Raw genomic sequence first — 24,172 nt, forward strand, 5'->3', positions numbered from 1 at the left:
TTTGGTAACAGATCGGTCTAACAACAACGAACAAAAAGGAAATGCGATGACCAAGCGCACCGCTGCCAAGTACAAAATCGATCGCCGCATGGGCGAAAATATCTGGGGCCGTCCGAAGTCCCCGGTCAACCGCCGCGAATACGGCCCGGGCCAGCACGGCCAGCGCCGCAAGGGCAAGCTTTCCGACTTCGGCGTGCAGCTGCGTGCCAAGCAGAAGCTCAAGGGCTATTACGGCGACCTGCGCGAAAAGCAGTTCCGCGCGATCTTCGCCGAAGCTGACCGCCGCAAGGGCGACACGGGCGAAAACCTGATCGGCCTGCTCGAATCGCGCCTCGACGCCATCGTTTACCGCGCCAAGTTCGTTCCGACGGTCTTCGCTGCCCGTCAGTTCGTCAACCATGGCCACGTCAAGGTCAACGGCGTTCGCGTGAACATCGGCTCGTATGTCTGCAAGGCTGGCGACGTGATCGAAGTTCGCGAAAAGTCCAAGCAGCTCGTCACGGTTCTCGAAGCCGTTTCGCTCGCTGAACGCGATGTTCCGGACTATATCGAAGCCGATCACAACAAGATGGTCGCAACCTTCGTTCGCGTTCCTTCGCTGTCCGACGTTCCGTACCCGGTCATCATGGAACCGAACCTGGTCGTCGAATTCTATTCGCGCTGATATTTCAGCCGAAACCGGAATATATCCTTGGAAAGCCGGCGATATCTATCGCCGGCTTCTTTATTTTGCCTCCGCAGAAGGTCATGTTCTATTTCTGTTATTGCGTTTCAGCCGAGCGGCGGGCAGGCGAATTTGAACGATAGAAATAAACTTCAGATGGGTCTTGATTGGCTCATCCGATCCTTCCCGGGAATTCTGGTCTTCCTGGCAATCTACACGGTTTGCTGGACTATCATTCCTTATTTCTCCAATGCCGGGCTTCCCGTCGATACGATCGAGGAGGTGGCCTGGTCGCGTGAATGGTTACTGGGTATCTATCGCCATCCACCGATGATGATCTGGCTGGTGGGGATTTTCTGGCGGGCCATGGGCGGCTGGATCGGCAGCCCCTATGTTGCGTCCGGCGTCGCGCTTTCTGTCGGCCTCATCTTCATCTATCTGCTGCTGCGCATCTCGCGGCCTCTTTCACAGGCGGGGCTCGCTGTTCTGACGACGCCGCTCGTCTATTTTTTTGGACCGCAACTGCCGCAGTGGAACGCGAATATCGCTCAGCTGCCCTTTGTCGGACTGTTTCTCTATGCCGCCTATCGCGGTGTGATGACGCGTTCTCTGGGGTGGACGCTGCTGGCAGGGGCTGCTGCGGGCGGCGGTCTTCTTGGCAAGTATTCCTTCGGGCTGATCATCCTTTTTGCCGCAGCCGGGCTGCTCGCTGACCCGCTCGCGCGTTCGCGGGTAAAGGTGCTGCATATCTTCCTCGCTTTTCTGGTCGCCGTGGCGGTCTTCCTGCCGCATGTCTGGTGGTTCTTCACGGCGCCGGTGAACACGGTCGACTATTTAAGGATGAGCGCCGAGCGAGCCGAGGGGACGACGCTGGGCCACCTGATCAGTCCGATCCTCGTCGTTCTCGGAGCTGTCGGGGTGTTGATCCCCACGACACTGATCGCGGTGCGCGGTCTCGAGAAGAGCGCTGTCGGCGAGCGTGTGGAAACGCGCGTCGATCGGAGCCTGAAGGTCTATCTCGGCTTCGTCGTGATCGGGCCGATCGCAATTTCGGCCTTTATCGGCGCGCTGGGCGGCGGTTTGATCAAGGACCAGTGGCTGATTGCCTATCTTCTCGCCGCGCCGGCGCTGATCGTGCTGCTGGTCGTGCCTGCGGGTGTGGAGGTCAGCTGGCGCAAGAGCGCCGCCATCTTCTATGTCGTTGCGCTTGCCATCCTGGCATTTGCCTATCCCGCCGAGCGGGAGCTGCATTACCTGCGGGCGAACGGGAAGCCGGTGTTGTGGGCGCCGCTCATGCCGGCAGAGGCAATGGCGAAGGCCGGTCAGGCGCTGTGGCGCGAGGCCGTCACACGGGCGGGCAAGCCCGACATGCCGCTGACGATTGTTGCCGGGGGACCGGCCGGGGCGGGTGTCGCCAATGTCACACCCGGTCGTCCGGCCTGGTTCGAGCACTTCAATCAGGGCTTTTCGCCCTGGATCACGGATGCGCTTCTGCGCAAGCAGGGCCTGCTTTCCACCGAAGAGGTTCCGTCCGGATTTGCCGAAGCGCATGGTCTTTGCGTCGCAGCGCAGGAAAATTTCGATTGGCGGAACGGGCGCGGTGGACAGGGGCGATTTGCGCCATTAACTGTTCTGCTTCCAAAGGGAATGTGCCCTTCCAACCCATAATTGTCTGTCTGGTTCCGGAATGCCTTTGTTTTCAATCGTTGCACCGTTTCTGAATGAGCAGGAATCTGCCGAACGCTTTGCTGCGTTTGCGGACCGGCTCGCTAAGGAGATCGTGAGCCGCTACGGCTTCGATCTGGAGGTGGTGCTGGTCGATGATGGCAGCACGGATGACAGTATCGACCGCTACCGCGAGCATCTGAAGGGAAACTGGCGTATCCTCGAACTCAGCCGTAACTTTGGCAAGGAAATCGCGCTTTATGCCGGTCTTGCCGAAACGCGCGGCGATTACGTCATGATGATCGACGCGGATTTGCAGCATCCTTACGACGTCTGCCTGCAGATGATCGATGAACTGCTGGCTGATCCCAAGCTCGACGTCGTCTATACGATCCGTGACGACCGGAATGAGGAGTCGCTCAAAAAGGCGCTGGCCGGACGCTTCTTCTACTGGATGATCAACTTCCGCCAGCGTTATGAGGTCCCGGAAAACGCCGGCGACTTCCGTGTGATGAACCGGGCGGCGGTTGATGCGCTCCTGCGTGTGCGCGACAAGCGACGCTTTAACAAAGGGCTTTACGCCTGGGCGGGTTTCCGCCAGAAGGGGATCTATTACCGGCCCGACCCGCGCCTTTCGGGTGTCACCAAGTGGTCCCGGCTCGGGCTGATCGCCCTGTCGGTCGAGGGCATCGTGTCCTTCTCGGCGCTGCCTCTGCGCATCATGTCGATGGTCGGTGTGCTGACCGGTCTCGCGGGGATTGTCTACGGCACCCACATCATCTTGAGTTCGCTGTTCTTCGGCACGGATGTTCCCGGTTACCCGAGCCTGATGTCAGCCATCTCCGTTCTCGGAGGATTCAATCTGGCGCTGCTCGGGCTGCTGGGCGAATATATCTGGGTGACGATCGCCGAGGTGAAGGACAGGCCGCTTTACATCGTGCGCAAGGTGCATCGCTCGGGCGATCCCTCATGATGAAGACGGGCGGCAGTTCCAGACGCGACAGCCTGACCCTTATCGCCGATGACTACGGTCTGGCGCCGGGCGTCAACCGCGCCATTCGCAAACTGATTTCCGCCGGCAAGATCGACGGCACGGGCTGCATGACGCTGTTTGCGGACTGGCGCGTCGAGGCGGCCGGTTTGCATGCGCTGTGCGAGCAGGGTTACGCGGAAGCAGGCCTGCATCTGACGCTGACGGATTTCAATCCGATGAGCGGCCTCAACGCCTTCGGGCAGAACCGACGCATGCCGAAGGTGGATGCGCTGATCAAGGCCAGTTTTCAGGGCAAGGTGAATGTGGCTGCGGTCGAAGGCGAGCTGGATGCCCAGTTTGCGGCCTATGTCGAGGCCATGGGCGGACTGCCTGCCTATATCGACGGTCATCAGCATGTGCACTTCCTGCCTGCTGTGCGCGGCTGGCTCGCCAAGCGTGCTGCGCTTTTCGCCGAATACGGCAAGCTGCCCTGGTTGCGGGGCGCGCCTTCGGTCATGGCTGCGTCGGGCGTGAAGATCAAGGCGAAGACGGCGCTGGTTGCGGTGGTGGCAACAGGTTTCGAAAGCGCCATGCGGAAATACGGCTACAGCATCCGTGGCCCGCTGCTCGGCTTCTATGACTGGACGCGCCCGGAGGAATTCGAGCCCATGCTGCGGGGTCTCATCGAACGCGGCAATTACGGCGTCTTCATGTGCCATCCCGGCTTCGTCGACAAGGTTCTGCGCCAGCGCGACGGGCTGATTGAGGCGCGCGATGTCGAATATTCGGTGCTGAGCAATCTCGACCCGACGCTGATGCGGATCGAATCCAGTCTGCGGCAGAGGGCGTCATGAATATCGCGCTGACGCCTGACGAGCACACCGAGCAGGCCACGGAGAGCTTTGCCGGCGATCCGGCGATGACGGCGCTCTATGCCCTTGCGCCGCAATCGTCCAATTTCAACAAGCTTCGCAAGCGACTGCTGCGAAACGTCCGTCAGGCGATTGACGATTTTGCCATGCTGAAAGGCCAGAAGCGCTGGCTGGTGGCCTTGTCGGGCGGCAAGGACAGTTACGGTCTGCTGGCGATCCTGATGGAACTGAAGTGGCGCGGCCTGCTGCCGGTGGAGCTGGTCGCCTGCAATATTGATCAGGGACAGCCGAACTTTCCGAAACATGTCCTGCCGGACTATCTCACCTCGCTGGGCATTCCGCACCGGATCGAATATCGCGACACCTATTCCATCGTGAAGGAGAAGGTGCCGGAGGGGGCGACCTATTGCGCGCTCTGTTCGCGGCTGAGGCGCGGCAATCTCTACCGGATCGCCAAGGAGGAGGGCTGCGACGCGCTCGTGCTCGGCCATCACCGCGAGGACATTCTGGAGACCTTCTTCCTCAATCTCTTCCATGGCGCGAAGCTCGCCACCATGCCGCCCAAGCTCCTCAATGACGATGGCGACCTGATGGTGGTTCGCCCGCTGGCCTATTGCGCGGAAGAGGATATGGCGAAATTCGCCGCCGCCATGCAGTTTCCGATCATTCCCTGCGATCTCTGCGGTTCGCAGGATGGTTTGCAGCGCAATGCGATGAAGGACATGCTCGCGGGGATCGAGGCGAAGATGCCTGGCCGAAAGGATGTGATGATGAAGGCCCTGACCAACATCAATCCGTCGCACATGCTCGATAGAAAGCTCTTCGATTTCTCCAGCCTTATCCCATCTCCATCGGAACAGTAATGAATCAGTTTGACGACCATCAAATGCCTTTCCTCCGCCAGATTCTGGTAGAGGCGGGCAGAAGCGAAATCATGCCGCGTTTTCGTGGGCTTCCTGCCGGGAGTATTGCCGAAAAGAAGTCCTCCATCGACCTCGTGACGGAGGCCGATCTTCTCTCGGAGAAGTATATTTCCGAAACGCTCAAGACCCGGTTTCCGAACGCGCTGATTGTGGGCGAGGAGGCTTGCGAGGTCGATCCGGGACTTATCCCGGCGCTGAAGGGTGCCGAACTCGCCTTCGTCATCGATCCGGTCGATGGCACGTTCAATTTCCAGGCCGGCCTGCCGGTCTTCGGCATCAATCTTGCCGTCGTGCAGAATGGCGAAACGGTCGCCGGTCTGATTCATGATCCGGTTATGGGCGATACGCTGATGGCGGTGAAGGGGGGCGGTACGCGTCTGGTGCGCGCCAGCGGCGAGGAACAGGTCTGCCGGGTGCGTACACCCGCGGCGATGTCCGAAATGGTGGGTACGATCTCCATCAACGATCTCGACCGCGAGAGCCGCGTGCGCATTGCCGGCAATCTCGCCAAGACCAGAATGGCCTTCGCCTATAATTGCTCGGCTTACGAATATTGGCTGGTGGCGACGGGCAAGGTCCACTTCATCGGCCATTACAAGCTGATGCCGTGGGACCATCTTGCCGGCGTGCTGATCCACGAGGAGGCGGGCGGTGTCACGGCCAAATTCGATGGCAGCCCCTATCGTCCGGGCGAGGTGAATGGTGGCATCCTGTCGGCGCCCGATGCGGAAAGCTGGAACCTCATTCTCGCCGAAATCGTCCGGGCGTGACCGCCTTCCTTCCTCTCCTTCTACAAGAGATGCATCCATGACCTTCACCATTCCGACCGACAAGCTCATCGATATCCTCTGGCAGGCGGCGGAAGCCGAAATCATGCCGCGCTTCGGCAAGCTCGGCGATGACGACATCCGCGAGAAGAGCGAGGCGATCGATCTGGTGACAGAGGCGGACGAGGCTGCCGAGCGGCTGATCGCGCGCGAAATCGCGTCGCTGATGCCGAACGCGCTCTTCGTTGGCGAAGAGTCGGTGGCGGCCGATCCGGCGCTGCTGGGGAAGCTGGGTGCGGCCGATCTCGCTATCGTCGTCGATCCGGTCGACGGCACGTTCAACTTCGCCAACGGCGTTCCGCTCTTCGGCGTCATGATGTCGGTGGTCAAGGGTGGCGAGACGGTCGCCGGGCTGATCCTCGATCCCTTTGCCGGTGATTGTCATGTGGCAGAAAAGGGCGCCGGTGCCTGGGCGGTTCCGCTGGATGGCGAGCGCAAACGCTTGACGCTGGGGGCCGGGCTCCCCGTCGAGGAGATGCTTGGCGCGGCGTCGACCGGCTACATGTATGGCGAGGAGCGCGTGGCGCTGGTGGCCAACCTTGCCAAGGTCCGCTCCTTCTTCAGCTATCGCTGTGCCGCGCATGAATACCGTCTGCTCGCCAAGGGCGGTATGCAGTTCGCGCTCTACAACAAGCTTATGCCGTGGGATCACCTGGCCGGTGCGCTGTTGACGCAGGAGGCCGGGGGGTATGCTGCACGTTTCGACGGTTCGGTCTATCTGCCGAGCCACACAGACGGCGGACTTCTGGTCGCAAGCGATCGCGATAGCTGGCATGCGCTGCGCGACACGCTTTTCCCCGGGATCAAGCCGGCCGCCTGACAGGCGGCCCTATTTGATTGATCGCCTTACTTGACCGGCGGATTGTGTGGCCGGAAGAGCTGACCCTTTTCAGCGATCAGCACGAAGCCAAGGCCGACAATCGACAGCGCGCAATAGCCCATGACGAGCGGCAGAGCGGTGCCATTGTAGGCTTGGCCGATCACGGCGCCAAGTGCGGCGCCACCGATCGTGGTCGTGAAGCCGAGCACAGACGATGCCGTGCCGGCGACATGACCCAGCGGCTCCATGGCGAGCGAATTGAAATTCGAGCTGATCCAGCCGAAGAGAAACATCGAGATCGCGAAGAGCGCGATGAAGATGGGGAAGGGCAGCGGTTCTGGTCCGAAGATCTCCGCCGCCAGCCAGATGGCGTTGACAGCAATGAAGGCGAGAAGCGCGCCGTGCGACAGACGCCGCATGCCAAAGCGTCCGACCAGCCGCGAATTGATGAAGGACGAGAGCGCCATGAAGAGCGCGACACCGGCAAAGGCGAGCGGGAACCAGTTCCCCAGCTTGTAGACCTCGATATAGATCTGGTTGGCCGAGTTGATGAAGCCGAACAGGGCTCCCAGGATCACGGCGCTGGAGAGCGTGTAGAACAACGCCGAGCGGTTGGTCAGCACGATGCGGAAGCCGCCGAGGATGCCCGCGACGGTAAAGGGACGCACGTCTTCCGGATGCAGCGTTTCCGGCAGGTTGCGCCATGTCCAGAACGCGACAATGGTCCCGACAATACCGATGAACAGGAAGATCAGGTGCCATTCGCCGAAGAGCAGGATGATCTGTCCTGTGCCGGGTGCAATGACCGGCACGACCATGAAGACCATCATGATGAGCGACATCACTTCCGCCATCTGACGTCCACCGTAAATGTCGCGGATGATCGAAACGGTGACGACGCGGGTTGCTGCCGAACCGATGCCCTGCACGAAGCGCAGTGCGAGCAAAACGCCGAAACTGGGAGCGAAGACAATGGCGAAGGCCGAGAGGATATAGATCACGAAGCCGAAGAAGAGAGGCTTGCGGCGGCCGAAGCGGTCGGAGACCGGACCGAAGAAGAGCTGGGCTATGCCGAAGCCGATGAGATAGGCCGTGACGATGAATTGGCGGCTATTTTCGTCTTCCACATTCAGCGAAGCGCCGATCTGCTGCAGGCCGGGCAGCATGATATCGACGGCGAGTGCGTTGAGTGCCATGAGCGCGGCGCAAAGCGCGATGAACTGCGTCCTGCCCATCCTGCCGAGCAGGGTGGGCTGCGTTGCATTCGTTCCGGTCATTCTTCCTGTACTCCAAAAAGCAAGAAGGCGCTGGTTGGACAGCGCCTTCGCCATTCCGGTTTCGTCGTCCGCGGCCTCGAGCCGCGAGCGGTATGGGTCAGGCTGCGCCCTTGACGGCGACACCCTGCGCCTGCAGGTGGTCCTGCAGCTCGCCGGCCTGGAACATTTCGCGGACGATGTCGCAGCCGCCGAGGAACTCACCCTTGACGTAAAGCTGCGGGATTGTCGGCCAGTTGGAATAATCCTTGATGCCCTGGCGGATATCGCCATCGGCGAGCACGTTGATGCCCTTGTAGTCGACGCCGAGATAGTCGAGGATCTGCACGACCTGGCCGGAGAAGCCACACTGCGGAAACTGCGGCGTGCCCTTCATGAAGAGGACGACGTCGTTCGACTTGACTTCGTTGTCGATGAATTCGTGAACTGCGCTCATGGATCTGTCCTTTCCTGCACGGGTTCAAGGCCCGGCCCAATCCGACTTGAAAATTCTATGCGATAAATAGCATGGCGTTGCGGGAATAAAAGAGGTGAGGCCGGATTTAACGGCCTCAGCCTGTCTTCATTCCGGAACGCTGGTCTGCAGGGCGAGCGCGTGGAGCACGCCGCCCATATTGCCCTGAAGGGCATCGTAGACCATCTGGTGCTGCTGCACGCGCGTCTTGCCGCGGAAGGCTTCCGCGACGACTTCGGCGGCAAAATGATCGCCATCGCCGGCGAGGTCGCGAATTTTCACCTTCGCGCCCGGAATGCCCGCCTTGATCAGATCTTCGATGTCGCCTGCTTTCATTGCCATGTCTGGTACTTCTCCGCTTACTCGGCGGCCGGGCGAAGCGCCTTGCCGCCGTCCATGAATTCAGGGAACCATGATTCATGGGCGCCGCGCAATTCGTCAACCGAAACATTGAGAAGTTCATCGACAACGAGGTTTGCGCCCTCGACCGTGCCGAGACGGCGGAACGGAACGCCCGCATCTTCTGCATTGGCGCAGACGAAATCGGCAAGATCGGCCGGAACGGCAATCACATAGCGCGCCTGATCTTCACCGAAGAGAAGCGCATGCGCCGGGCCGTGGCTTTCGGCAAGCGAGAGCTTCATGCCCTTGGCTGAAGCCATCACCATTTCAGCCAGCGCGAGGACCAGGCCGCCGGACGAGATGTCGTGGCAGGCGGTGACTTCGCCGTTGCGGATCGCGTTGCGGATGAAGTCGCCGTTGCGGCGCTCTGCGGCGAGATCGACTTCCGGAGCCGGGCCTTCCTTGATGCCGAGCACGTCGCGCATGTAGATCGACTGGCCGAGATGGCTGCCATCCGTGCCGATCATGAGGATCGCGTCGCCGTCCTTCATCGAGCCGATGCGGACCATCTTGGACCAGTCGGGCAACAGGCCGACGCCGGCAATGGTCGGGGTCGGCAGGATCGCGACGCCGTTCGTCTCGTTGTAGAGCGAGACGTTGCCGGAGACGATCGGGAAATCGAGCGCGCGGCAGGCTTCGCCGATGCCTTTGATCGCCATGACGAACTGGCCCATGATTTCCGGCTTTTCCGGGTTGCCGAAATTCAGGTTGTCGGTGGCGGCGAGCGGTTCGGCGCCCGTGGCGGTAATGTTGCGCCAGCATTCGGCAACGGCCTGCTTGCCACCTTCGAACGGATCGGCCTCGACATAGCGCGGCGTGACGTCGGAGGAGAAGGCGAGCGCCTTGGTCGGATGCGTGTCGACGCGCACGACGCCGGCATCGCCGCCTGGAAGCTGCAGCGAATTGCCCTGGATCAGCGTGTCATACTGTTCGTAGACCCAACGGCGCGAGGACTGGTTGGGCGAACCGACGAGCGACAGGAGCGTCGCCTTGTAGTCGGACGGTGCGGCAACAGCGCTGGCGGGGAGCGCCGGGAACTTGCCGGGCTCCTTCCACGGGCGGTCATATTCCGGGGCCTGGTCGCCGAGATCCTTGATGGGGAGGTTTGCGACTTCCTCGCCCTGATGGATGACACGGAAGCGCAAGTCGTCGGTCGTCTTGCCGACGATGGCGAAGTCAAGGCCCCACTTGACGAAGATCGCCTTGGCGACCTCTTCCTTGGAGGGTTCGAGCACCATGAGCATGCGCTCCTGGCTTTCCGAGAGCATCATTTCATAAGCCGTCATGCGCTCTTCGCGCACCGGCACCTTGTCGAGCTGCAGCTCGATGCCGAGATCGCCCTTGGCACCCATTTCGACCGCCGAGCAGGTGAGGCCGGCAGCACCCATGTCCTGGATGGCGATGACGGCGCCGGTCTGCATGAGTTCAAGGCAGGCTTCGAGCAGGCACTTTTCGGTGAAGGGGTCGCCGACCTGCACGGTCGGGCGCTTTTCCTCAATGCTTTCGTCGAATTCGGCCGAGGCCATCGTCGCGCCGCCGACGCCGTCGCGGCCGGTCTTGGCGCCGAGATAGACCACGGGCAGGCCGACGCCCTTGGCTTCGGACAGGAAGATGCCGTCCGCGCGGGCAAGGCCGGCGGCAAAGGCGTTGACGAGGATGTTGCCGTTATAGCGGGCGTCGAACTCGACTTCGCCGCCGACGGTCGGCACGCCGAAGGAATTGCCATAGCCGCCGACGCCGGCGACGACGCCGGAAACGAGATGCTTCGTCTTCGGATGATCCGGCTCGCCAAAGCGCAGCGCGTTCATTGCCGCAATCGGCCGCGCGCCCATGGTGAAGACATCGCGGAGAATGCCGCCGACGCCGGTCGCAGCGCCCTGATAGGGCTCGATATAGGAAGGGTGGTTGTGGCTCTCCATCTTGAAGACGACGCATTCGCCGTCATCGATATCGACCACGCCGGCATTTTCGCCCGGCCCCTGGATGACGCGCGGGCCCTTGGTGGGCAGCGTGCGCAGCCACTTCTTCGAGGACTTGTAGGAGCAGTGCTCGTTCCACATGGCGGAGAAGATGCCGAGCTCGGTGAAGGTCGGCTCGCGACCGATCAGGTCCAGAATGCGCTGGTACTCATCCGGCTTCAGGCCGTGAGCGGCAATGAGTTCCGGGGTGATCGGCTGGCTGTTCGAAATGGTCATGGGCGTCCGTCTGGCTCAGGGTGGCGCTGATCAGGCCCCTATAGCGCATGATGACAGAGAGCGCGACCGGGAAATGCGGGGAAGTTGGGGAATATGGCATGGCTTGTCGGGGGTGTCAGGCAAATCTGTGAACATATCTCGCGTGATACCCACATTTGTGCTAATGTGGCGCGCGAAAAGGATAAAGCAATGAGCCGACTGTCCATCGACATGACAGACCAGCAGCACCAGAGCCTCAAGGCACTTGCAGCCTTGCAGGGGAAGACGATCAAGCAATATGCCCTTGAGCGGCTCTTTCCCGTCGATGCAGGAGAAGATCAGGCCTTGGAGGAACTGAAGACGCTGCTTGAGGAGCGGGTTCAGGAGGGGCTTTCCGGCAAGGTTTCGACCAGAAGTATTGGTGACATCCTTGATGAGGAGCTTTCGCAGGAAAGGGGTGCGTGAAAGCATCCTATATCCTGACCGAAGCCGCGGAAGCCGACCTCCGCGCCATCATCCGTTACACGCGCCGCGAATGGAGCGATCCGCAGGTTCGGAGATACGTCGAAGACCTCGAACTGGGCATTGCTCGCTTGGCGCTGGCACAAGGTTCCTGGCGAGACGTTGGTTCGCTGTATCCGCACATGCGTGTGGCACATGTCGGACACCATTATGTTTTCTGCCTACCGCAAGACAATGCACCAGCCTTGATCGTCGCGATTTTGCACGAACGCATGGATTTGATGGCGCGATTGGCGGAGCGACTCAAGGGCTAAAGCGAGCTTGTGTTGGCGAAGCCTAGGCCTTCGCGACACTCACTCCCGGCTCCTTCTTCGCCGTCTCCCGCCGTCTCCACCCGCATCCGCCAACACCTTTTTCTCCGGCAGCGCGATCACCTTTTCCAGGTTCGGGAAGTGGTCCACCTTGTTGGGCATGGCCATGGCGTAGACGAAATGTTCCTGGAACTTGGGTTCCAGCGCGGTTTCGATCTTTTCGATCTTGCGCACCGTCTCCTCGATCTCGCGGCGATAGCCACGGTTGAGCAGGCACATGCGCGCACCGGTGCCGGCGGCGTTGCCGACGGCCTTGACCTTGTCCAGGTCGCAATCGGGGATGAGGCCGAGGACCATGGCGTATTTCGGGTCGATGAAGGTGCCGAAGGCGCCGGCGAGGCCGATGCGGTCGACGTGATCGATGCCGAGCTTGTCCATCAGCAGCTTCACGCCGGCATAAAGTGCGGCCTTGGCGAGCTGGATGGCGCGGACGTCGTTCTGCGTCACGGTGATCTTCTGTGCGCCGTTATGCAGCAGATAGGAGAAGGTGCGGCCGTTTTCGAGGATGCGGGAGCTTCTGGCGGCCATGGCACCATCGACGACGCCATCTTCCGAGATGATGCCGGCGAGGAACATTTCTGCGACGACTTCGATGATGGCCGAGCCGCAGATGCCGGTGATGCCGGTCTTTTCCGCCGCTTCGGCAAAGCCCGGTTCATCCGACCACTGTTCGACGCCGATGACGCGGAAGCGTGGCTCCAGCGTGTCGCGGTCGATGCGGACGCGCTCGATGGCGCCGGGGGCGGCGCGCTGGCCGGAGGAGATTTCCGCGCCCTCGAAGGCCGGGCCTGTGGGCGAGGAGGCAGCGACCGTGCGGGCGGAGTTGCCGAGCACGATTTCGGCATTGGTGCCGATATCGACCAACAGCATCTGCTCGTCCTGCCGGTGCGGCCCTTCGGTCAGCGTGGCGGCGGCTGCATCCGCGCCGACATGGCCCGCGATGCAGGGGAGCATGTAGACGCGCGCGCCCTTGTTGATATGAATGCCGATCTCTTCGGCCTTCAGATGCTGCGCACCAGAGGCCGCGAGCGCGAAGGGCGCGCCGCCGAGTTCGGTCGGGTCGATGCCGAGGAAGAGGTGGTGCATGACCGGATTGCCGACGAAGACGGCGTCGAGGATGTCCGCGCGGTCGATGCCGCCCTGTTCCGCCACCTTGTCGACGAGACCGTTGATCGCCTCGCGCACGGCGTTGGTCATCGCCTCGCGGCCGTCCGGGTTCATCATGACATAGGAGACGCGGCTCATCAGGTCTTCGCCGAAGCGGATCTGCGGGTTTGACGTGCCGGAGGAGGCGAGCGTCCGGCCCGACAGCAGCGAGGAGAGATGCATGGCAATCGTCGTCGATCCGATGTCGCAGGCAATGCCATAGGCCTCGTTCTTCAGACCCGGATAGAGCGCGATGAGGCGAGGGCGGTCGTCGGCCTCATCCTTGTGGATGGCCGCCGTGACCTTCCATTCGCCTTTGCGCAGGATTTGCTGGACGCGCGGCAGGAGATGGAAATCGACATCGATGCGCTTGAGCTTCCAGTCCTTTTCGAGCGCCACGAGCAGCCGGTCGAGATCGCCGAGCGGTTTTTCCATGTCGGGTTCCTCGACCTCGACATAGCACATGTGGATCGCCGGATCGCGCTCGATCACGCGGCCATCGCTCTCCTTGCGCACGACCTGAGCGTTGACGACCGTGTCCTGCGGAATGTCGATGACGAGATCGCCTTCAATGGTCGCCGAGCAGGAGAGGCGGCGGCCTTCGGGCAGCCCGCGCACGCGGTCATAGCGCTCTTCCTTCGGGCCGATGGGGGAAATGTGATCGTTGGAGGAGGTGATGCCATGCTTGGCAAACTGGCCTTCCTGCACCGAAACCTGACAGCGCCCACACGTCGCCCGCCCGCCGCAGACGCTTTCGACATAGACGCCAAGCTCGCGCGCGGCCTCTATGACCGGCGTGCCCGAGGCAAAACGGCCGCGCTTGCCCGAGGGCATGAAAAGGACGAGATGCGTTTCTTCAGTCATTGTCTGCTTTCATTCGATTGCGGTGGTCTTCTGGACCTTGCGCGGACGGCCGCCCTTGCTGCCATTGCGGCGGCTGGCTTCTACCTTGGCGGGGGAGCGGGAGAGGCCGCCGGGGCGTTGGGCGTCCATGAAGCTGCGGCTGCCGAAGATGCCATTCATGAGGCCGGTGATCGTGTAATCGACATCCAGCGTTTCCCAATGGAGACCAGTTTCTCCGAGAAGTTCCACTTCGGCGAGTTCGTCTTCCGATGCATTGGCAAGGCCTTCGAGGGCTCTGGCGGGGACCATGAAAGTTGCACCGTTTTCAAAGTCTACAACGATGCGGCCCGTTTTGTCGTCATAGCAAACCTCGACGGGAATGGAGCGTCCGGAACGCTCGGCCTGCCAATGGGCCTTGGCTTCGGCAAGCTCCGCCCCCATTTCAACGGTTTTGCCAAAGGGGATCACTTTGTAGTTTTCCTTCTTCAACCAGAGACAAGTTTCAGCTCCTAGCGGTGAGGGCTAACGCAACTATCACGGACGACAACCACAACCAAGCCGCAAGAAACCAAGAAATCCCTACGACGAGGTTGCGAAGGAACGGCTGCTTCAGTTCCTCCGCCTTTGCATAGATATAGTCAGCCGTGATGCTGCCTATACATGCACCTAAATAGATACTGAATAGGAAGAATGTGCCCGATGAGAGGTAAACCGGAAGCTTGCCGACAGCTTCCATGAACTGAGTTGGAACCCTGTTCCAAAGCGTTGCCGAGATTCCGAGACAAAACGCCATCCTGACGATCATGCCAATAAAGTCAGAGAACTTTTTCGCATTATCAAAGTTCAGGGGGCCGGGCTTGATATCGGTCACGGTATGGACTCACTCGCTCGCGCCACCCCCGCCAACGCGTGCGGCACGCCCACCACGCCGGGCCGGACGATCGCCGCTGGCGGCCGGGGCGGGGCTTTGGGCAGCTGCGCCGCCTTCGGCCGGCTTGTAATCGCGATAGGTCATGATCCAGTTGGAGCAGTTGGGGTCGGTGCCGTTCAGCACATTGGCGGCGCGGACGGCTTCCATTTCCTGCGGGCGGCAGGGGTTCATGATGGCGGACGTCATGCCGGCGCCGATGACCATGGGGATGAAGCCGGCATTGATGCCATGGCGATGCGGCAGGCCGAAGGAGATGTTGGAGAGGCCGCAGGTCGTGTTGACCTTCAGCTCGTTGCGCAGGCGATAGAGCAGCTGGAAGACCTGGCGGCCTGCATCGCCCAGCGCGCCGATCGGCATGACGAGTGGGTCGACAACGATATCCTCCGGCTTGATGCCGTAGTCGGCGGCGCGCTCGACGATCTTCTTGGCGACGGCAAAGCGGACGTCCGGGTCCATGGAAATGCCGGTCTCATCGTTGGAGATGGCCACGACCGGCACGTCATACTTCTTGCAGAGCGGCAGGATGGCTTCCAGCTTTTCTTCCTCGCCGGTGACGGAGTTCACCAGCGGGCGGCCCTTGGCGACCTTGAGAGCTGCTTCGATGGCGGCCGTCACGGAGCTGTCGATGGAGAGCGGAACGTCGACGAGACCCTGCACGATTTCCAGCGTCTGGACGAGCAGGCCCGGCTCGGTCTCGTTGGGGTTGACGGAGGTGACGCCCGCATTGACGTCGAGCATGGTGGCGCCGGCGGCGACCTGTTCCAGCGCGTCCTTGATGACGGTTTCGAAATTGCCGACCTGCATTTCGGCGGCGAGCTTTTTGCGGCCGGTTGGGTTGATGCGTTCGCCGATCACGCAGAAGGGCTGGTCGAAGCCGATGACGATTTCGCGGGTGGCGGAGGCGACGATGGTGCGGGTCATTGTGTTCGGTCCTTCAGGCGGAGAACGGTTTAACTGATCATTGTGGATGAAGCGGCGTCGCCGCCTCAGGATTGATGCGTGGCGGCAGCTTTGACCATGTCCTGCTGGTTCTGCAACTGGCCTTCTTGAACTTCTGTCGCATGGGCGGCGGCAATGGCCTCGCTGCGGGAGACTTCGCGCTTCCACGGCTGGCGGCCCTTCAGCACGCCGGATTCATGGACGATTTCGGCGACATATTCTTCCTGCCGGTAGGCCATGACATGGATGCCGGAAACGCCTTCGATCTCCTTGACCTCGTTGATCATGTCGATGCAGATCTGCTTGCCTTCCTGCTTCTGGTTTTCCGCGCCTTCGAGCCGCTTGATGATATTGTCGGGAATATGGATGCCCGGCACATTGGTCCGGATCCATTTCGCGGTCTTGGCCGAGGCCATCGGGCCGACGCCGGCGAGGATGAAGCATTTTTCGGCGTAACCGAGATCGACCACCTTCTTCATGTATTCCTTGAACATGGGAATATCGAAGACATATTGGCTCTGCACGAATTGCGCGCCCGCCGCGATCTTCTTGCCGAGTCGATAGGGGCGGAAGTCGTAGGGCGGGGCAAAGGGGTTGATCGCGGCGCCGAGAAAGACACCCGGCGGCGTCGTCAGCTTGCGGCCGGAGAGGAACTTGCCTTCGTCGCGCATGGTGCGAATGGTTTCGAGCATGGACATGCAGTCGAGGTCGAAGACCGGCTTCGCGCCCGGCTGGTCGCCCGTCTGCACGCCGTCGCCGGTGAGGCAGAGAATGTTCTGCACGCCCATGGCGGAGGCGCCGAGAACGTCTCCCTGGATCGCGATGCGGTTGCGGTCGCGGGCCGAAATCTGCATGATCGGCGCATAGCCCATGCGCGTCAACAGCGCGCAGATGCCGACGGAGGACATGTGGCAGTTGGCGCCCGAGGCGTCCACCGCATTGATGCCGTCCACCCAGCCTTCGAAGATCGCGGCGCGCTCGTAGACGTCTTCCGGATTGGCGCTGTCCGGCGGATTGAGTTCGGCGGTGACGGCGAATTCGCCGCGGCGCAGGATGCGCTCCAGGCGGCCGCGCGAAGAATGGCCGGGCAGGGGCTCCAGCGGCAGGCCGGGATCGTGCGGATGGGTGTCGTTCATCATTTCACCGCTCCCTGATCCTGCGCGGGGGCTTCCTTTGCCTTCGCGGCCAATGCCGTAACGCGCAGCCATGCGGACGTCTCGCGCAGTGACTGATCGACCGGCTTCTGAACGTTCAGGATCGCGTCACCCTTGGCCATGTTCTGCGAGCCCTTCCAGGCCTGAACCCAGACGCAGGGCATGTCCGGCTCGACCTCGCAATGGCCGTTGGCGCGGACGCCGCCGCAGGGACCGTTGCGGAGCTGCTTGGGACAGTTCATCGGGCAGCTCATGCCGGTGGAGGACAGCGCGCACTGGCCGCACATGCGACAGTCGAAGAGCAGGCCCTTCACATTGCGCTCGATGAACTTCACCGGCTTTTCGGCGCGGCTGTAGCCTATGGCTTTCCAGAAGGGGTGAAGCTTGAGAAAAAAGTCGGCGAAGAGATTGTAGATCACTTCGAGAAAGCGAGAGTGGCGCACCGACCAGAGCCTGATCGAGTAGCTGCGCCCGGCGCGGCGCGAGGGTGAAACGCCGGAGGGCTGGTAGGCCGTGCCGGTGGGCTTCTTGGCGGCCTCAGCCATTGTCGCGGCCTCCGGCGTGGACCAGAGCCACAAGGCGTTCCTTGGTGTAGGCCGCTTCGAGATCGGCGGCGGCCTTGTCTGCCTCGGTGTCAAGATCGTCGGATACGGGAATGGGGTCAGCCTTGCGCCATTCGGCGAGATAGTCGTCGGTCTCGGCTGCGCCCGAGCGCATGGCGCACATGTCGATGGCTTCAGTGAAGCGCAGCGACAATTCGCGCTTGGCCGATGTGCGGCCCTTCTTCACGATCACCTGCGCCGGAATGTCACGCCAATAGACGACGATAAGGTCTGCCATGTTGATTGTTCCGCCTCTCCCCAGATCGCAAGAGCCTCGCCTGCAAGGCCTGCAAATGCAAGGAGAATGCACCTGCGTTCACAGGCGGACGCCACTTGCCGCGACGTCGGGATTGCTCAAAAGCGACAGCGGGATTTTCTCGGATGACGCGAATGGGCGATATTTTTCACGAATTCTTAAATTTCCGATTTACCATTTGTCTCTACCGTGAACGCAGTTGCAGTCGTGCAGAGCCACAGTGTTTCAACGGTTGCTCAAAAAGCCGAGACTTTACGCCCGCCGGGTTGTAACGTCGGGCGATTCTACCGATAGGTTCTTCATGGAAAACGCCCCGGATATGGATATTTTCGAGCTCGCACCCGTTGCGATGTGGATCGAGGATTTCAGTGCGGTGCGCGCCCTGTTTCAGGCATGGCGCGTCGAGGGCGTTGAGGATCTGCGTGCCTTTCTTCAGGCGGATCTGTCGCGGGTTTCGCTTTGCTCCAGCCGTATCGGGATCACGCGGGTGAATGCGAAGACGCTGGAGCTTTTCGAGGCGCGCGATTTCGATCACCTGAAGGACAATCTCGATCAGGTTTTCCGCGACGACATGCTGGAAAGCCATATCAACGAACTGGTCGAACTCTGGGAGGGCAGGACTGCCTTTTCCAGCAGCGCCGTGAATTACTCGCTTTCCGGCCGCCGGCTCGATATCCAGCTTCGTGGCTCCGTTCTGCCGGGACATGAAGACACGCTCGATTGCCTGCTGATGACCACAGAGGATGTCACGGCGCGAGAAGAGGCGCGGCGCGCCGAAGAGCGGCATCGCCGCCACGCGGAAGGCATTTTTGCGAATTCGCCGGTTTCTCTGTGGATGGAGGATTTCAGTGCCATCCGTCAGCTTCTGGAGCGGGTTCGTTCGAACGGCATCGTGGATTTTCGGGTGTTTCTCGATGTCCATCCCGAATTCATCCAGCAATGCATGTCCGAAATCCGGGTTCTCGACGTCAACAAGGCGACAGTCGAACTTTTTGCGGCGCCGGACCGCGAAACGCTGTTCAAGCGCTTGTCGCATGTCTTCCGCGACGCGATGGAAAAGCCGTTCAAGGAGCAATTGATCGAGCTTTGGGACGGCAAGCTCCACCAGCATCGCGAGGTGGTCAATTATGCGCTGGATGGCAACGAGCGTCATCTTCTGATGAACTTCTCGGTTCTGCCGGGTCATGAAAGCGACTGGTCGCTGGTGCAGGTGGCGTTGACCGACATCACCGCGCGCAAGAAGGCCGAAGCCTATCTTGAATATCTCGGCAAGCACGACGTGCTGACCCGGCTGCACAATCGCGCCTTCTATACCGATGAACTCAACCGGCTGGAACGCAAGCCCTTACGGCCGATCTCGGCGATCATCATCGACCTCAACGGACTCAAGGAGGCCAATGATCAGCTTGGTCACGAGGCCGGCGATGCGCTGCTGCGCCGTTTCGGGGAGGTGCTGAACGGTGTCGCCTCGGCTCCGGTGACGGCCTCACGCATCGGTGGCGACGAGTTTGCTCTTCTGTTGCCTGGCTCCGATGCGCGCGCCGCCGCCGCGATGGCAGACACGGTGCGAGAGCTTTTGAAGATCAACAATCAATTTTACTCGGATGCGCCCATCTCGATGTCTATCGGCTTTGCAACGAGCGAAGCGGGCGAGACGGTGGAATCCGTCATCCGCCGCGCCGACGCGATGATGTTCGAGGAGAAGCGGGCCTATTATTCCGAGCGTCTGTCAGGCCGCTCAGAAGGTGTGCGTCTGGCGGCCCGATAAGCCGAAAACAGCATATCAGGTCGCAAGATCCGCAGCGCTTTCGAGCGCGGGCGTCAGGTCGCCATAGCCGGTAAACCGATATTCGTAGGCAAGGCCGAGATAATCGGCCGCCCATTTCGCCTTGGCCTGAAGGTCTTTATCTTCGGTCTGCGCCAGATAGACGATCTTCTCGTAATTTCCGAAAACCATCGGGATCAGTTCGGGATGCTTGTCGAGCTTCAGCGGTTCGATGACGAAGGCTTCGAACTGCCGCGCGATGAGGTCGGTCAGATAGAAGGCCGTGATTTCATCGCCACATTCGGTGAGGAATTTGTCGACGCCGGTGTAGAAGGCATAGCAATGGGGACCGGCGATCCGCTCGATGCCTTCCTCGGCGCAGATGCGGTCGATTTCGCCCCGCGTACCGCATTCCGCGTAGCCGATGAAGATGCGTTCGATCCCTTCGGCGCGGGCTTCGGCAATCTTTTCGCGAAGGGCGGGGGCGATCCTGTCGGGGTAGACATGCCATATGGCGGGCAGGCATGTCAGATCGACATGCGCGAGCTTGTTCGCCTCGCATATCGCGAGGATTTCGCGCGCGAGAGCTCCGCATGCGATGACCCGAACCTTGCTTTCAGCGGATTTCATTCGTAATCCTCGGGAACTTCCGCACGAGTCATGCATTATGATGACACCGGCGGGAGCAGCCGGGTCAACATTTTTTACATCAGGGGTGACACCATGTCGAAATTCCGTTCGACCGTTTCCATCATCGCAACCGCAACCGCGCTTCTGGCTCTTGCCTCCTGCGCCAACACGATCAAGGGCGTCGGCAAGGATACTGCCGGTGCGGTGAACGCGACCCAGAGCGCTGCTCACAGCGTCGAACGCGCTGCCAAGAAGTAAGTTCGCTAGCGAATGTGAAACGGTCGCTCCCGCAAGAGAGCGACCGTTTTTGTTTGTCAGGCGTTCAGGCTGTTGTGCTTGCGCTTGATGAAGTCCTTGGCGGTTTCCACTGCCACGGCCGCATCGCGACAATAGGCGTCGGCGCCGATCGCCTTGCCGAATTCCTCGTTGAGCGGCGCGCCGCCGACGAGAACGACGAGATCGTCGCGAATGCCCTTTTCTTTCAGTGTATCGATGACAACCTTCATGTAGGGCATGGTCGTCGTCAGAAGCGCGGACATGCCGAGAATGTCCGGCTGTTCCTTTTCAATGGCTTCCAGATAGGCTTCCACCGCGTTGTTGATGCCGAGGTCGACGACGTCGAAGCCGGCGCCTTCCATCATCATGCCGACGAGGTTCTTGCCGATGTCGTGGATGTCGCCCTTGACGGTGCCGATGACCATCTTGCCCTGCTTCGGGGCGTCGGTGGCCGCAAGCAGCGGGCGCAGGATATTCATGCCGGCCTTCATCGCGTTGGCCGAGAGGAGAACTTCCGGCACGAAGAGAATGCCGTCACGGAAGTCGATGCCGACGATGCGCATGCCCTCGACGAGCGCCTGGGTCAGAACGTCATAGGGCGCCCAGCCGCGATCCAGCAGGATGCGGGTGGCTTCCTCGATTTCCTCCTTCAGACCGTCGTAAAGGTCGTCATGCATCTGCTGCACGAGTTCTTCGTCGGAAAGCTCGGAAAGAATGATTTCATCGTCAGACATGGTCGCTCCCGCTTTGAGATAAGCCTTCGGCATGATTGCGCCGGACCCTTTTATACAGTGTTAGATTAAACTTAGCGTAACGCGCAATCGAAAGCGACAGCGGTCGCGCCGATCTGCGACGGAAGGCGCGGGCGAGCGCTTTAGCGGGCGCGTCTGCGGTCGAATTGCGCGGCCACGACACGGGAAACGATAGGTCCCAGAAAAAGAACAGAGATGAACCTCGTCATCTGCATGGCCAAGACGAAGGGTTTATCCACCGGTGTCGAGGCTGCGATGATGGCGACGGAATCGGCTCCGCCGGGGCTGGTTGCAAGGTAGGCGGTCAGGAGGTCCATGTGGCCGAAATGGGCGACGGCGACGGCAAGCAACCCGCACAGAGAAATCAGCAACAGGATCGAGATGAACAGGACAGGCAGTGCCTTCAGCGCGTGAATGACGATTTCGCGCGTGAAACGGAAGCCGACATTCCAGCCAAAGAGAACATAGGCAGATGCGAGCAGCCAGAGCGGCAGGGTGATTGTCACCAGACCTGTCGCATGGCAGGCGATGCCGATGACGATCGGGGCCAGCATGTTGATCGACGGGCGTCTGAGAAGCCTTGACAAGATCGGGCCACAGGCGGCGATCGCCATCGTGAGGGCGAGGTTCAGCGGGTCGACCGAGGGAAACCATGGTTCCGGAGGCGGCAACTCACCCGTCTGCCCGATGACAAGGCGGGCAATCAGCGAGGCGGTCGCGGCCACCATCAGGACACGCAGATATTGCATGAAGGCGACCAGACGGAAATCGGCACCCGCTGCCTCGGCCATCAGCACCATGGCGCTGGCTGCTCCCGGCGAGGAACCCCATATGGCTGTCGTGCCGGGCAGGATCTGATATTTGGCCAGCAGCCAGCCGAAGCCGTAGCTCAAGGCGATCACCGCGAGGACCAGCCCAATGAAAAATAGGCCGTCCTTGGCGATTTCGGCAAAGACCGTGAGCGGCATGCCTCCGGCAATCATGACGCCGATCATGCCCTGGCAGAAGGCAACCAGCGGAGAGGGCAGGGAAAACTTCCTGCCGCGCGATGCGAGGATCAGCCCCGACAGCATCGGCCCCAGCAGGAAAACGGCCGGAAGATCCAGAGCGTAGAGCACACCCGTCACGACGGACGTCAGCGCGATGAGCTGGCACCAGTTTCCAATACTATTGATGCTGTCGCTTTTGGACATGAGCAGTATATTGTCCTGGGGAGGGCTGGTCTGTCCGCCTCTAGGGCAGCGACCGGGCTCACGCAAGGACGCCGCGACGTAAAATGCCACTGGCGCCCGCAGAATTTTGCTTCGCGAACAGCGTTGTCAGTGGCGCATTTAGGAATGTCCGGCTAGGGCTATCATCTAAGATCGTTTCTTATGGGTCGAAAAGACCGTCATATCGGGTGAGGGAACCATGGATCAGGATATCGAACTTGCAGGTGCTGCCGCCGAGGGAGATGGCGGACGGCGGAGCCGTAGCGCCGGCCGGGGCGCCGCAGCGCGCCGCGCGGCCCGCACGGGTGGCGGTCCGGGTCCCTCGCTTCCCTACATCACCCGCAAGATCCGCGAATACGAGGTTCTGGACGAGGAAGGTCTGAGCCTGATCGAGAACAACGCAGACCGTGTTCTGGAAGAAATCGGCATCGAGTTCCGTGAGGACGCCGAAGCTCTGGCGCTCTGGAAGGAAGCCGGCGCAGATGTGCGCGGCGAGCGCGTGCATTTCCCGAAAGGCCTGTGTCGTGAGCTGCTGAAGACCGCACCACGTGAGTTTACCTGGCATGCGCGCAACCCGGAGCGCAGCGTTCATGTCGGCGGCAAGGCGACGATCTTCGCGCCGGTTTATGGCCCGCCCTTCGTCCGCGATCTCGAAGGCAACCGCCGCTATGCGACGATCGAAGATTTCCGCAATTTCGTGAAGCTTGCCTACATGGCGCCGTCGATGCATTCGTCGGGCGGCACGGTCTGCGAGCCGGTGGACATCCCGGTCAACAAGCGCCATCTCGACATGGTCTACAGCCATATCAAGTATAGCGACAAGCCGTTCATGGGCTCGGTGACTGCGCCGGAACGCGCGGAAGACACGATCGCCATGGCAAAGCTCGTCTTCGGCGACGAGTTTGTCGAAAACAATTGCGTGACGCTGAACCTCATCAACGCCAACTCGCCGATGGTCTTCGACGAAACCATGGTCGGCGCGCTGAAGGTCTATGCCCGCCACAACCAGGCTTCGGTGATCTCGCCCTTCATTCTCTCCGGCGCGATGAGCCCGGTGACGGTCGCCGGTACGCTGACGCAGATCCTCGCTGAAGTTCTGGCCGGAGCTTCCTTCACCCAGCTCATCCGCAAGGGTTCGCCGGTTCTGTTCGGCACGTTTGCGGCCTCGATCTCGATGCAGTCCGGTGCGCCGACCTTCGGGACGCCGGAACCGTCGCTCGTGTCTTACGGTGCGGCGCAGCTTGCCCGTCGTCTCGGCCTTCCGTTCCGTACCGGCGGCTCGCTCTGTGCGTCAAAGGTTCCGGATGCGCAGGCCGCGCATGAGAGCGCCAACACGCTCAACATGACGCTGCTGGCCGGCACGAATTTCGTGCTGCACGCCGCCGGCTGGCTTGAGGGCGGTCTGGTCTCCTCGTACGAGAAGTTCATGATCGACCAGGACCAACTCGGCATGATGCAGAAGATGGCCGAGGGCCTTGATCTCTCCGAAAACGCGCAGGCGCTCGATGCCATCCGCGAGGTCGGTCCAGGCAGCCACTATCTCGGCTGTGCGCATACGCAGGCGAATTTCCAGACGGCTTTCTATCGTTCGCCGCTGGCCGACAACAATTCGTTCGAGCAGTGGGAAATCGAAGGTTCCAAGCGGATCGAGGAGCGAGCCAATGCGCTCTGCCGTTCGTGGCTTGAGGCTTACGAAGCCCCGCCGCTTGATCCGGCCATCGACGCGGCGCTGCTCGCCTTCATCCAGCAGAAGAAGGACTCGGTTCCTGACGCCTTCACCTGAAGC

General features: G+C 61.0%; 26 protein-coding genes. 12 read left to right on the forward strand and 14 right to left on the reverse strand.

Annotation, left to right across the window (positions count from 1 at the left end; translation table 11 throughout):
• Positions 1–46 precede the first annotated feature (46 nt).
• From rpsD to LQK83_RS02465, 7 genes are all read left to right on the forward strand, one after another.
• Positions 47–664 (forward strand): 30S ribosomal protein S4, encoded by a 618-nt coding sequence (gene rpsD, locus LQK83_RS02435; protein WP_230835693.1) that lies wholly within the window; start codon positions 47–49, stop codon positions 662–664.
• A 156-nt stretch (positions 665–820) separates the two neighbouring features.
• Positions 821–2,332, forward strand: coding sequence for a glycosyltransferase family 39 protein (locus tag LQK83_RS02440; protein ID WP_230835694.1), 1,512 nt, complete (start codon positions 821–823; stop codon positions 2,330–2,332).
• Positions 2,333–2,351: 19 nt separating this feature from the next.
• Positions 2,352–3,302, forward strand: a complete 951-nt coding sequence (locus LQK83_RS02445; protein ID WP_230835695.1) for a glycosyltransferase family 2 protein — start codon at positions 2,352–2,354, stop codon at positions 3,300–3,302.
• On the forward strand, positions 3,299–4,156 hold the full coding sequence (locus LQK83_RS02450) for a ChbG/HpnK family deacetylase (protein ID WP_230835696.1): 858 nt from the start codon (positions 3,299–3,301) through the stop codon (positions 4,154–4,156). The genes LQK83_RS02445 and LQK83_RS02450 overlap by 4 nt, the downstream gene beginning before the upstream one ends.
• Positions 4,153–5,037 carry a tRNA 2-thiocytidine(32) synthetase TtcA gene (gene ttcA / locus LQK83_RS02455; RefSeq protein ID WP_442966688.1) on the forward strand — a complete coding sequence of 295 codons (885 nt, stop codon included), beginning with the start codon at positions 4,153–4,155 and terminating at the stop codon, positions 5,035–5,037. Before LQK83_RS02450 ends, ttcA begins: the two co-directional genes overlap by 4 nt.
• A complete protein-coding gene (locus LQK83_RS02460) occupies positions 5,037–5,867 on the forward strand; it encodes an inositol monophosphatase family protein (protein WP_442966689.1) in 831 nt (276 codons plus the stop codon). The genes ttcA and LQK83_RS02460 overlap by 1 nt, the downstream gene beginning before the upstream one ends.
• A gap of 37 nt (positions 5,868–5,904) precedes the next feature.
• Positions 5,905–6,744 carry an inositol monophosphatase family protein gene (locus LQK83_RS02465; protein WP_230835698.1) on the forward strand — a complete coding sequence of 280 codons (840 nt, stop codon included), beginning with the start codon at positions 5,905–5,907 and terminating at the stop codon, positions 6,742–6,744.
• A gap of 26 nt (positions 6,745–6,770) precedes the next feature.
• Here LQK83_RS02465 and LQK83_RS02470 read toward each other — a convergent pair whose 3' ends face one another.
• From LQK83_RS02470 to purL, 4 genes are all read right to left on the reverse strand, one after another.
• Positions 6,771–7,979, reverse strand: coding sequence for a multidrug effflux MFS transporter (locus LQK83_RS02470; RefSeq protein ID WP_230836264.1), 1,209 nt, complete (start codon positions 7,977–7,979; stop codon positions 6,771–6,773).
• 139 nt (positions 7,980–8,118) lie between these two features.
• A complete protein-coding gene (gene grxD / locus LQK83_RS02475; protein ID WP_230828527.1) occupies positions 8,119–8,454 on the reverse strand; it encodes a Grx4 family monothiol glutaredoxin in 336 nt (111 codons plus the stop codon).
• A 126-nt stretch (positions 8,455–8,580) separates the two neighbouring features.
• On the reverse strand, positions 8,581–8,814 hold the full coding sequence (locus tag LQK83_RS02480) for a BolA/IbaG family iron-sulfur metabolism protein (protein ID WP_109857357.1): 234 nt from the start codon (positions 8,812–8,814) through the stop codon (positions 8,581–8,583).
• Positions 8,815–8,831: 17 nt separating this feature from the next.
• Positions 8,832–11,069, reverse strand: a complete 2,238-nt coding sequence (gene purL / locus LQK83_RS02485; RefSeq protein ID WP_230835699.1) for a phosphoribosylformylglycinamidine synthase subunit PurL — start codon at positions 11,067–11,069, stop codon at positions 8,832–8,834.
• A gap of 93 nt (positions 11,070–11,162) precedes the next feature.
• Between purL and LQK83_RS02490 the strand changes: the two genes are divergently transcribed.
• A complete protein-coding gene (locus LQK83_RS02490; protein WP_230835700.1) occupies positions 11,163–11,513 on the forward strand; it encodes an antitoxin in 351 nt (116 codons plus the stop codon).
• A complete protein-coding gene (locus LQK83_RS02495) occupies positions 11,510–11,824 on the forward strand; it encodes a type II toxin-antitoxin system RelE/ParE family toxin (protein ID WP_230835701.1) in 315 nt (104 codons plus the stop codon). The genes LQK83_RS02490 and LQK83_RS02495 overlap by 4 nt, the downstream gene beginning before the upstream one ends.
• 39 nt (positions 11,825–11,863) lie before the next feature.
• On the opposite strand, the gene LQK83_RS02500 is transcribed toward LQK83_RS02495, so the two are convergent.
• The 7 genes from LQK83_RS02500 to LQK83_RS02530 all read right to left on the reverse strand — a co-directional run bounded on the left by LQK83_RS02500 (position 11,864) and on the right by LQK83_RS02530 (position 17,734).
• Complete coding sequence (locus tag LQK83_RS02500) at positions 11,864–13,891, reverse strand: ASKHA domain-containing protein (RefSeq protein WP_230835702.1); 2,028 nt, start codon at positions 13,889–13,891, stop codon at positions 11,864–11,866.
• Between the two features lie 9 nt (positions 13,892–13,900).
• On the reverse strand, positions 13,901–14,311 hold the full coding sequence (locus tag LQK83_RS02505) for a DUF2442 domain-containing protein (protein WP_230836266.1): 411 nt from the start codon (positions 14,309–14,311) through the stop codon (positions 13,901–13,903).
• A gap of 61 nt (positions 14,312–14,372) precedes the next feature.
• On the reverse strand, positions 14,373–14,741 hold the full coding sequence (locus LQK83_RS02510; protein ID WP_230835703.1) for a hypothetical protein: 369 nt from the start codon (positions 14,739–14,741) through the stop codon (positions 14,373–14,375).
• 9 nt (positions 14,742–14,750) lie between these two features.
• On the reverse strand, positions 14,751–15,722 hold the full coding sequence (locus LQK83_RS02515; RefSeq protein WP_230835704.1) for a methyltetrahydrofolate cobalamin methyltransferase: 972 nt from the start codon (positions 15,720–15,722) through the stop codon (positions 14,751–14,753).
• Positions 15,723–15,787: 65 nt separating this feature from the next.
• Positions 15,788–16,879, reverse strand: a complete 1,092-nt coding sequence (locus tag LQK83_RS02520) for a methylenetetrahydrofolate reductase (protein WP_230835705.1) — start codon at positions 16,877–16,879, stop codon at positions 15,788–15,790.
• Positions 16,876–17,439 carry a methylenetetrahydrofolate reductase C-terminal domain-containing protein gene (locus tag LQK83_RS02525; protein WP_230835706.1) on the reverse strand — a complete coding sequence of 188 codons (564 nt, stop codon included), beginning with the start codon at positions 17,437–17,439 and terminating at the stop codon, positions 16,876–16,878. Before LQK83_RS02525 ends, LQK83_RS02520 begins: the two co-directional genes overlap by 4 nt.
• A complete protein-coding gene (locus LQK83_RS02530; protein WP_230835707.1) occupies positions 17,432–17,734 on the reverse strand; it encodes a virulence factor in 303 nt (100 codons plus the stop codon). The genes LQK83_RS02525 and LQK83_RS02530 overlap by 8 nt, the downstream gene beginning before the upstream one ends.
• Positions 17,735–18,053: 319 nt before the next feature.
• Here LQK83_RS02530 and LQK83_RS02535 point away from each other — a divergent pair, with 319 nt between their 5' ends.
• Positions 18,054–19,520: a sensor domain-containing diguanylate cyclase gene (locus LQK83_RS02535; RefSeq protein WP_230835708.1), complete on the forward strand. Its 1,467-nt coding sequence runs from the start codon at positions 18,054–18,056 to the stop codon at positions 19,518–19,520.
• Between the two features lie 15 nt (positions 19,521–19,535).
• Here the strand turns inward: LQK83_RS02535 and LQK83_RS02540 are convergent, their stop codons facing one another.
• A complete protein-coding gene (locus tag LQK83_RS02540; RefSeq protein WP_230835709.1) occupies positions 19,536–20,147 on the reverse strand; it encodes a DUF1638 domain-containing protein in 612 nt (203 codons plus the stop codon).
• Positions 20,148–20,240: 93 nt separating this feature from the next.
• Here LQK83_RS02540 and LQK83_RS02545 point away from each other — a divergent pair, with 93 nt between their 5' ends.
• A complete protein-coding gene (locus tag LQK83_RS02545) occupies positions 20,241–20,405 on the forward strand; it encodes an entericidin (protein ID WP_230835710.1) in 165 nt (54 codons plus the stop codon).
• 56 nt (positions 20,406–20,461) lie between these two features.
• Here the strand turns inward: LQK83_RS02545 and LQK83_RS02550 are convergent, their stop codons facing one another.
• Positions 20,462–21,157, reverse strand: a complete 696-nt coding sequence (locus LQK83_RS02550; protein WP_109857370.1) for a corrinoid protein — start codon at positions 21,155–21,157, stop codon at positions 20,462–20,464.
• Positions 21,158–21,297: 140 nt separating this feature from the next.
• Positions 21,298–22,368 carry an AbrB family transcriptional regulator gene (locus LQK83_RS02555; protein ID WP_230835711.1) on the reverse strand — a complete coding sequence of 357 codons (1,071 nt, stop codon included), beginning with the start codon at positions 22,366–22,368 and terminating at the stop codon, positions 21,298–21,300.
• 217 nt (positions 22,369–22,585) lie between these two features.
• On the opposite strand from LQK83_RS02555, the gene LQK83_RS02560 reads away from it, so the two are divergent.
• The gene (locus LQK83_RS02560) at positions 22,586–24,169 is read left to right on the forward strand and encodes a trimethylamine methyltransferase family protein (RefSeq protein ID WP_230835712.1); all 1,584 of its coding nucleotides are present in this window, start codon (positions 22,586–22,588) and stop codon (positions 24,167–24,169) included.
• Positions 24,170–24,172: the final 3 nt, after the last annotated feature.

Source organism: Rhizobium sp. C1 (assembly GCF_021026335.1).
Lineage (GTDB): Bacteria > Pseudomonadota > Alphaproteobacteria > Rhizobiales > Rhizobiaceae > Ensifer_A.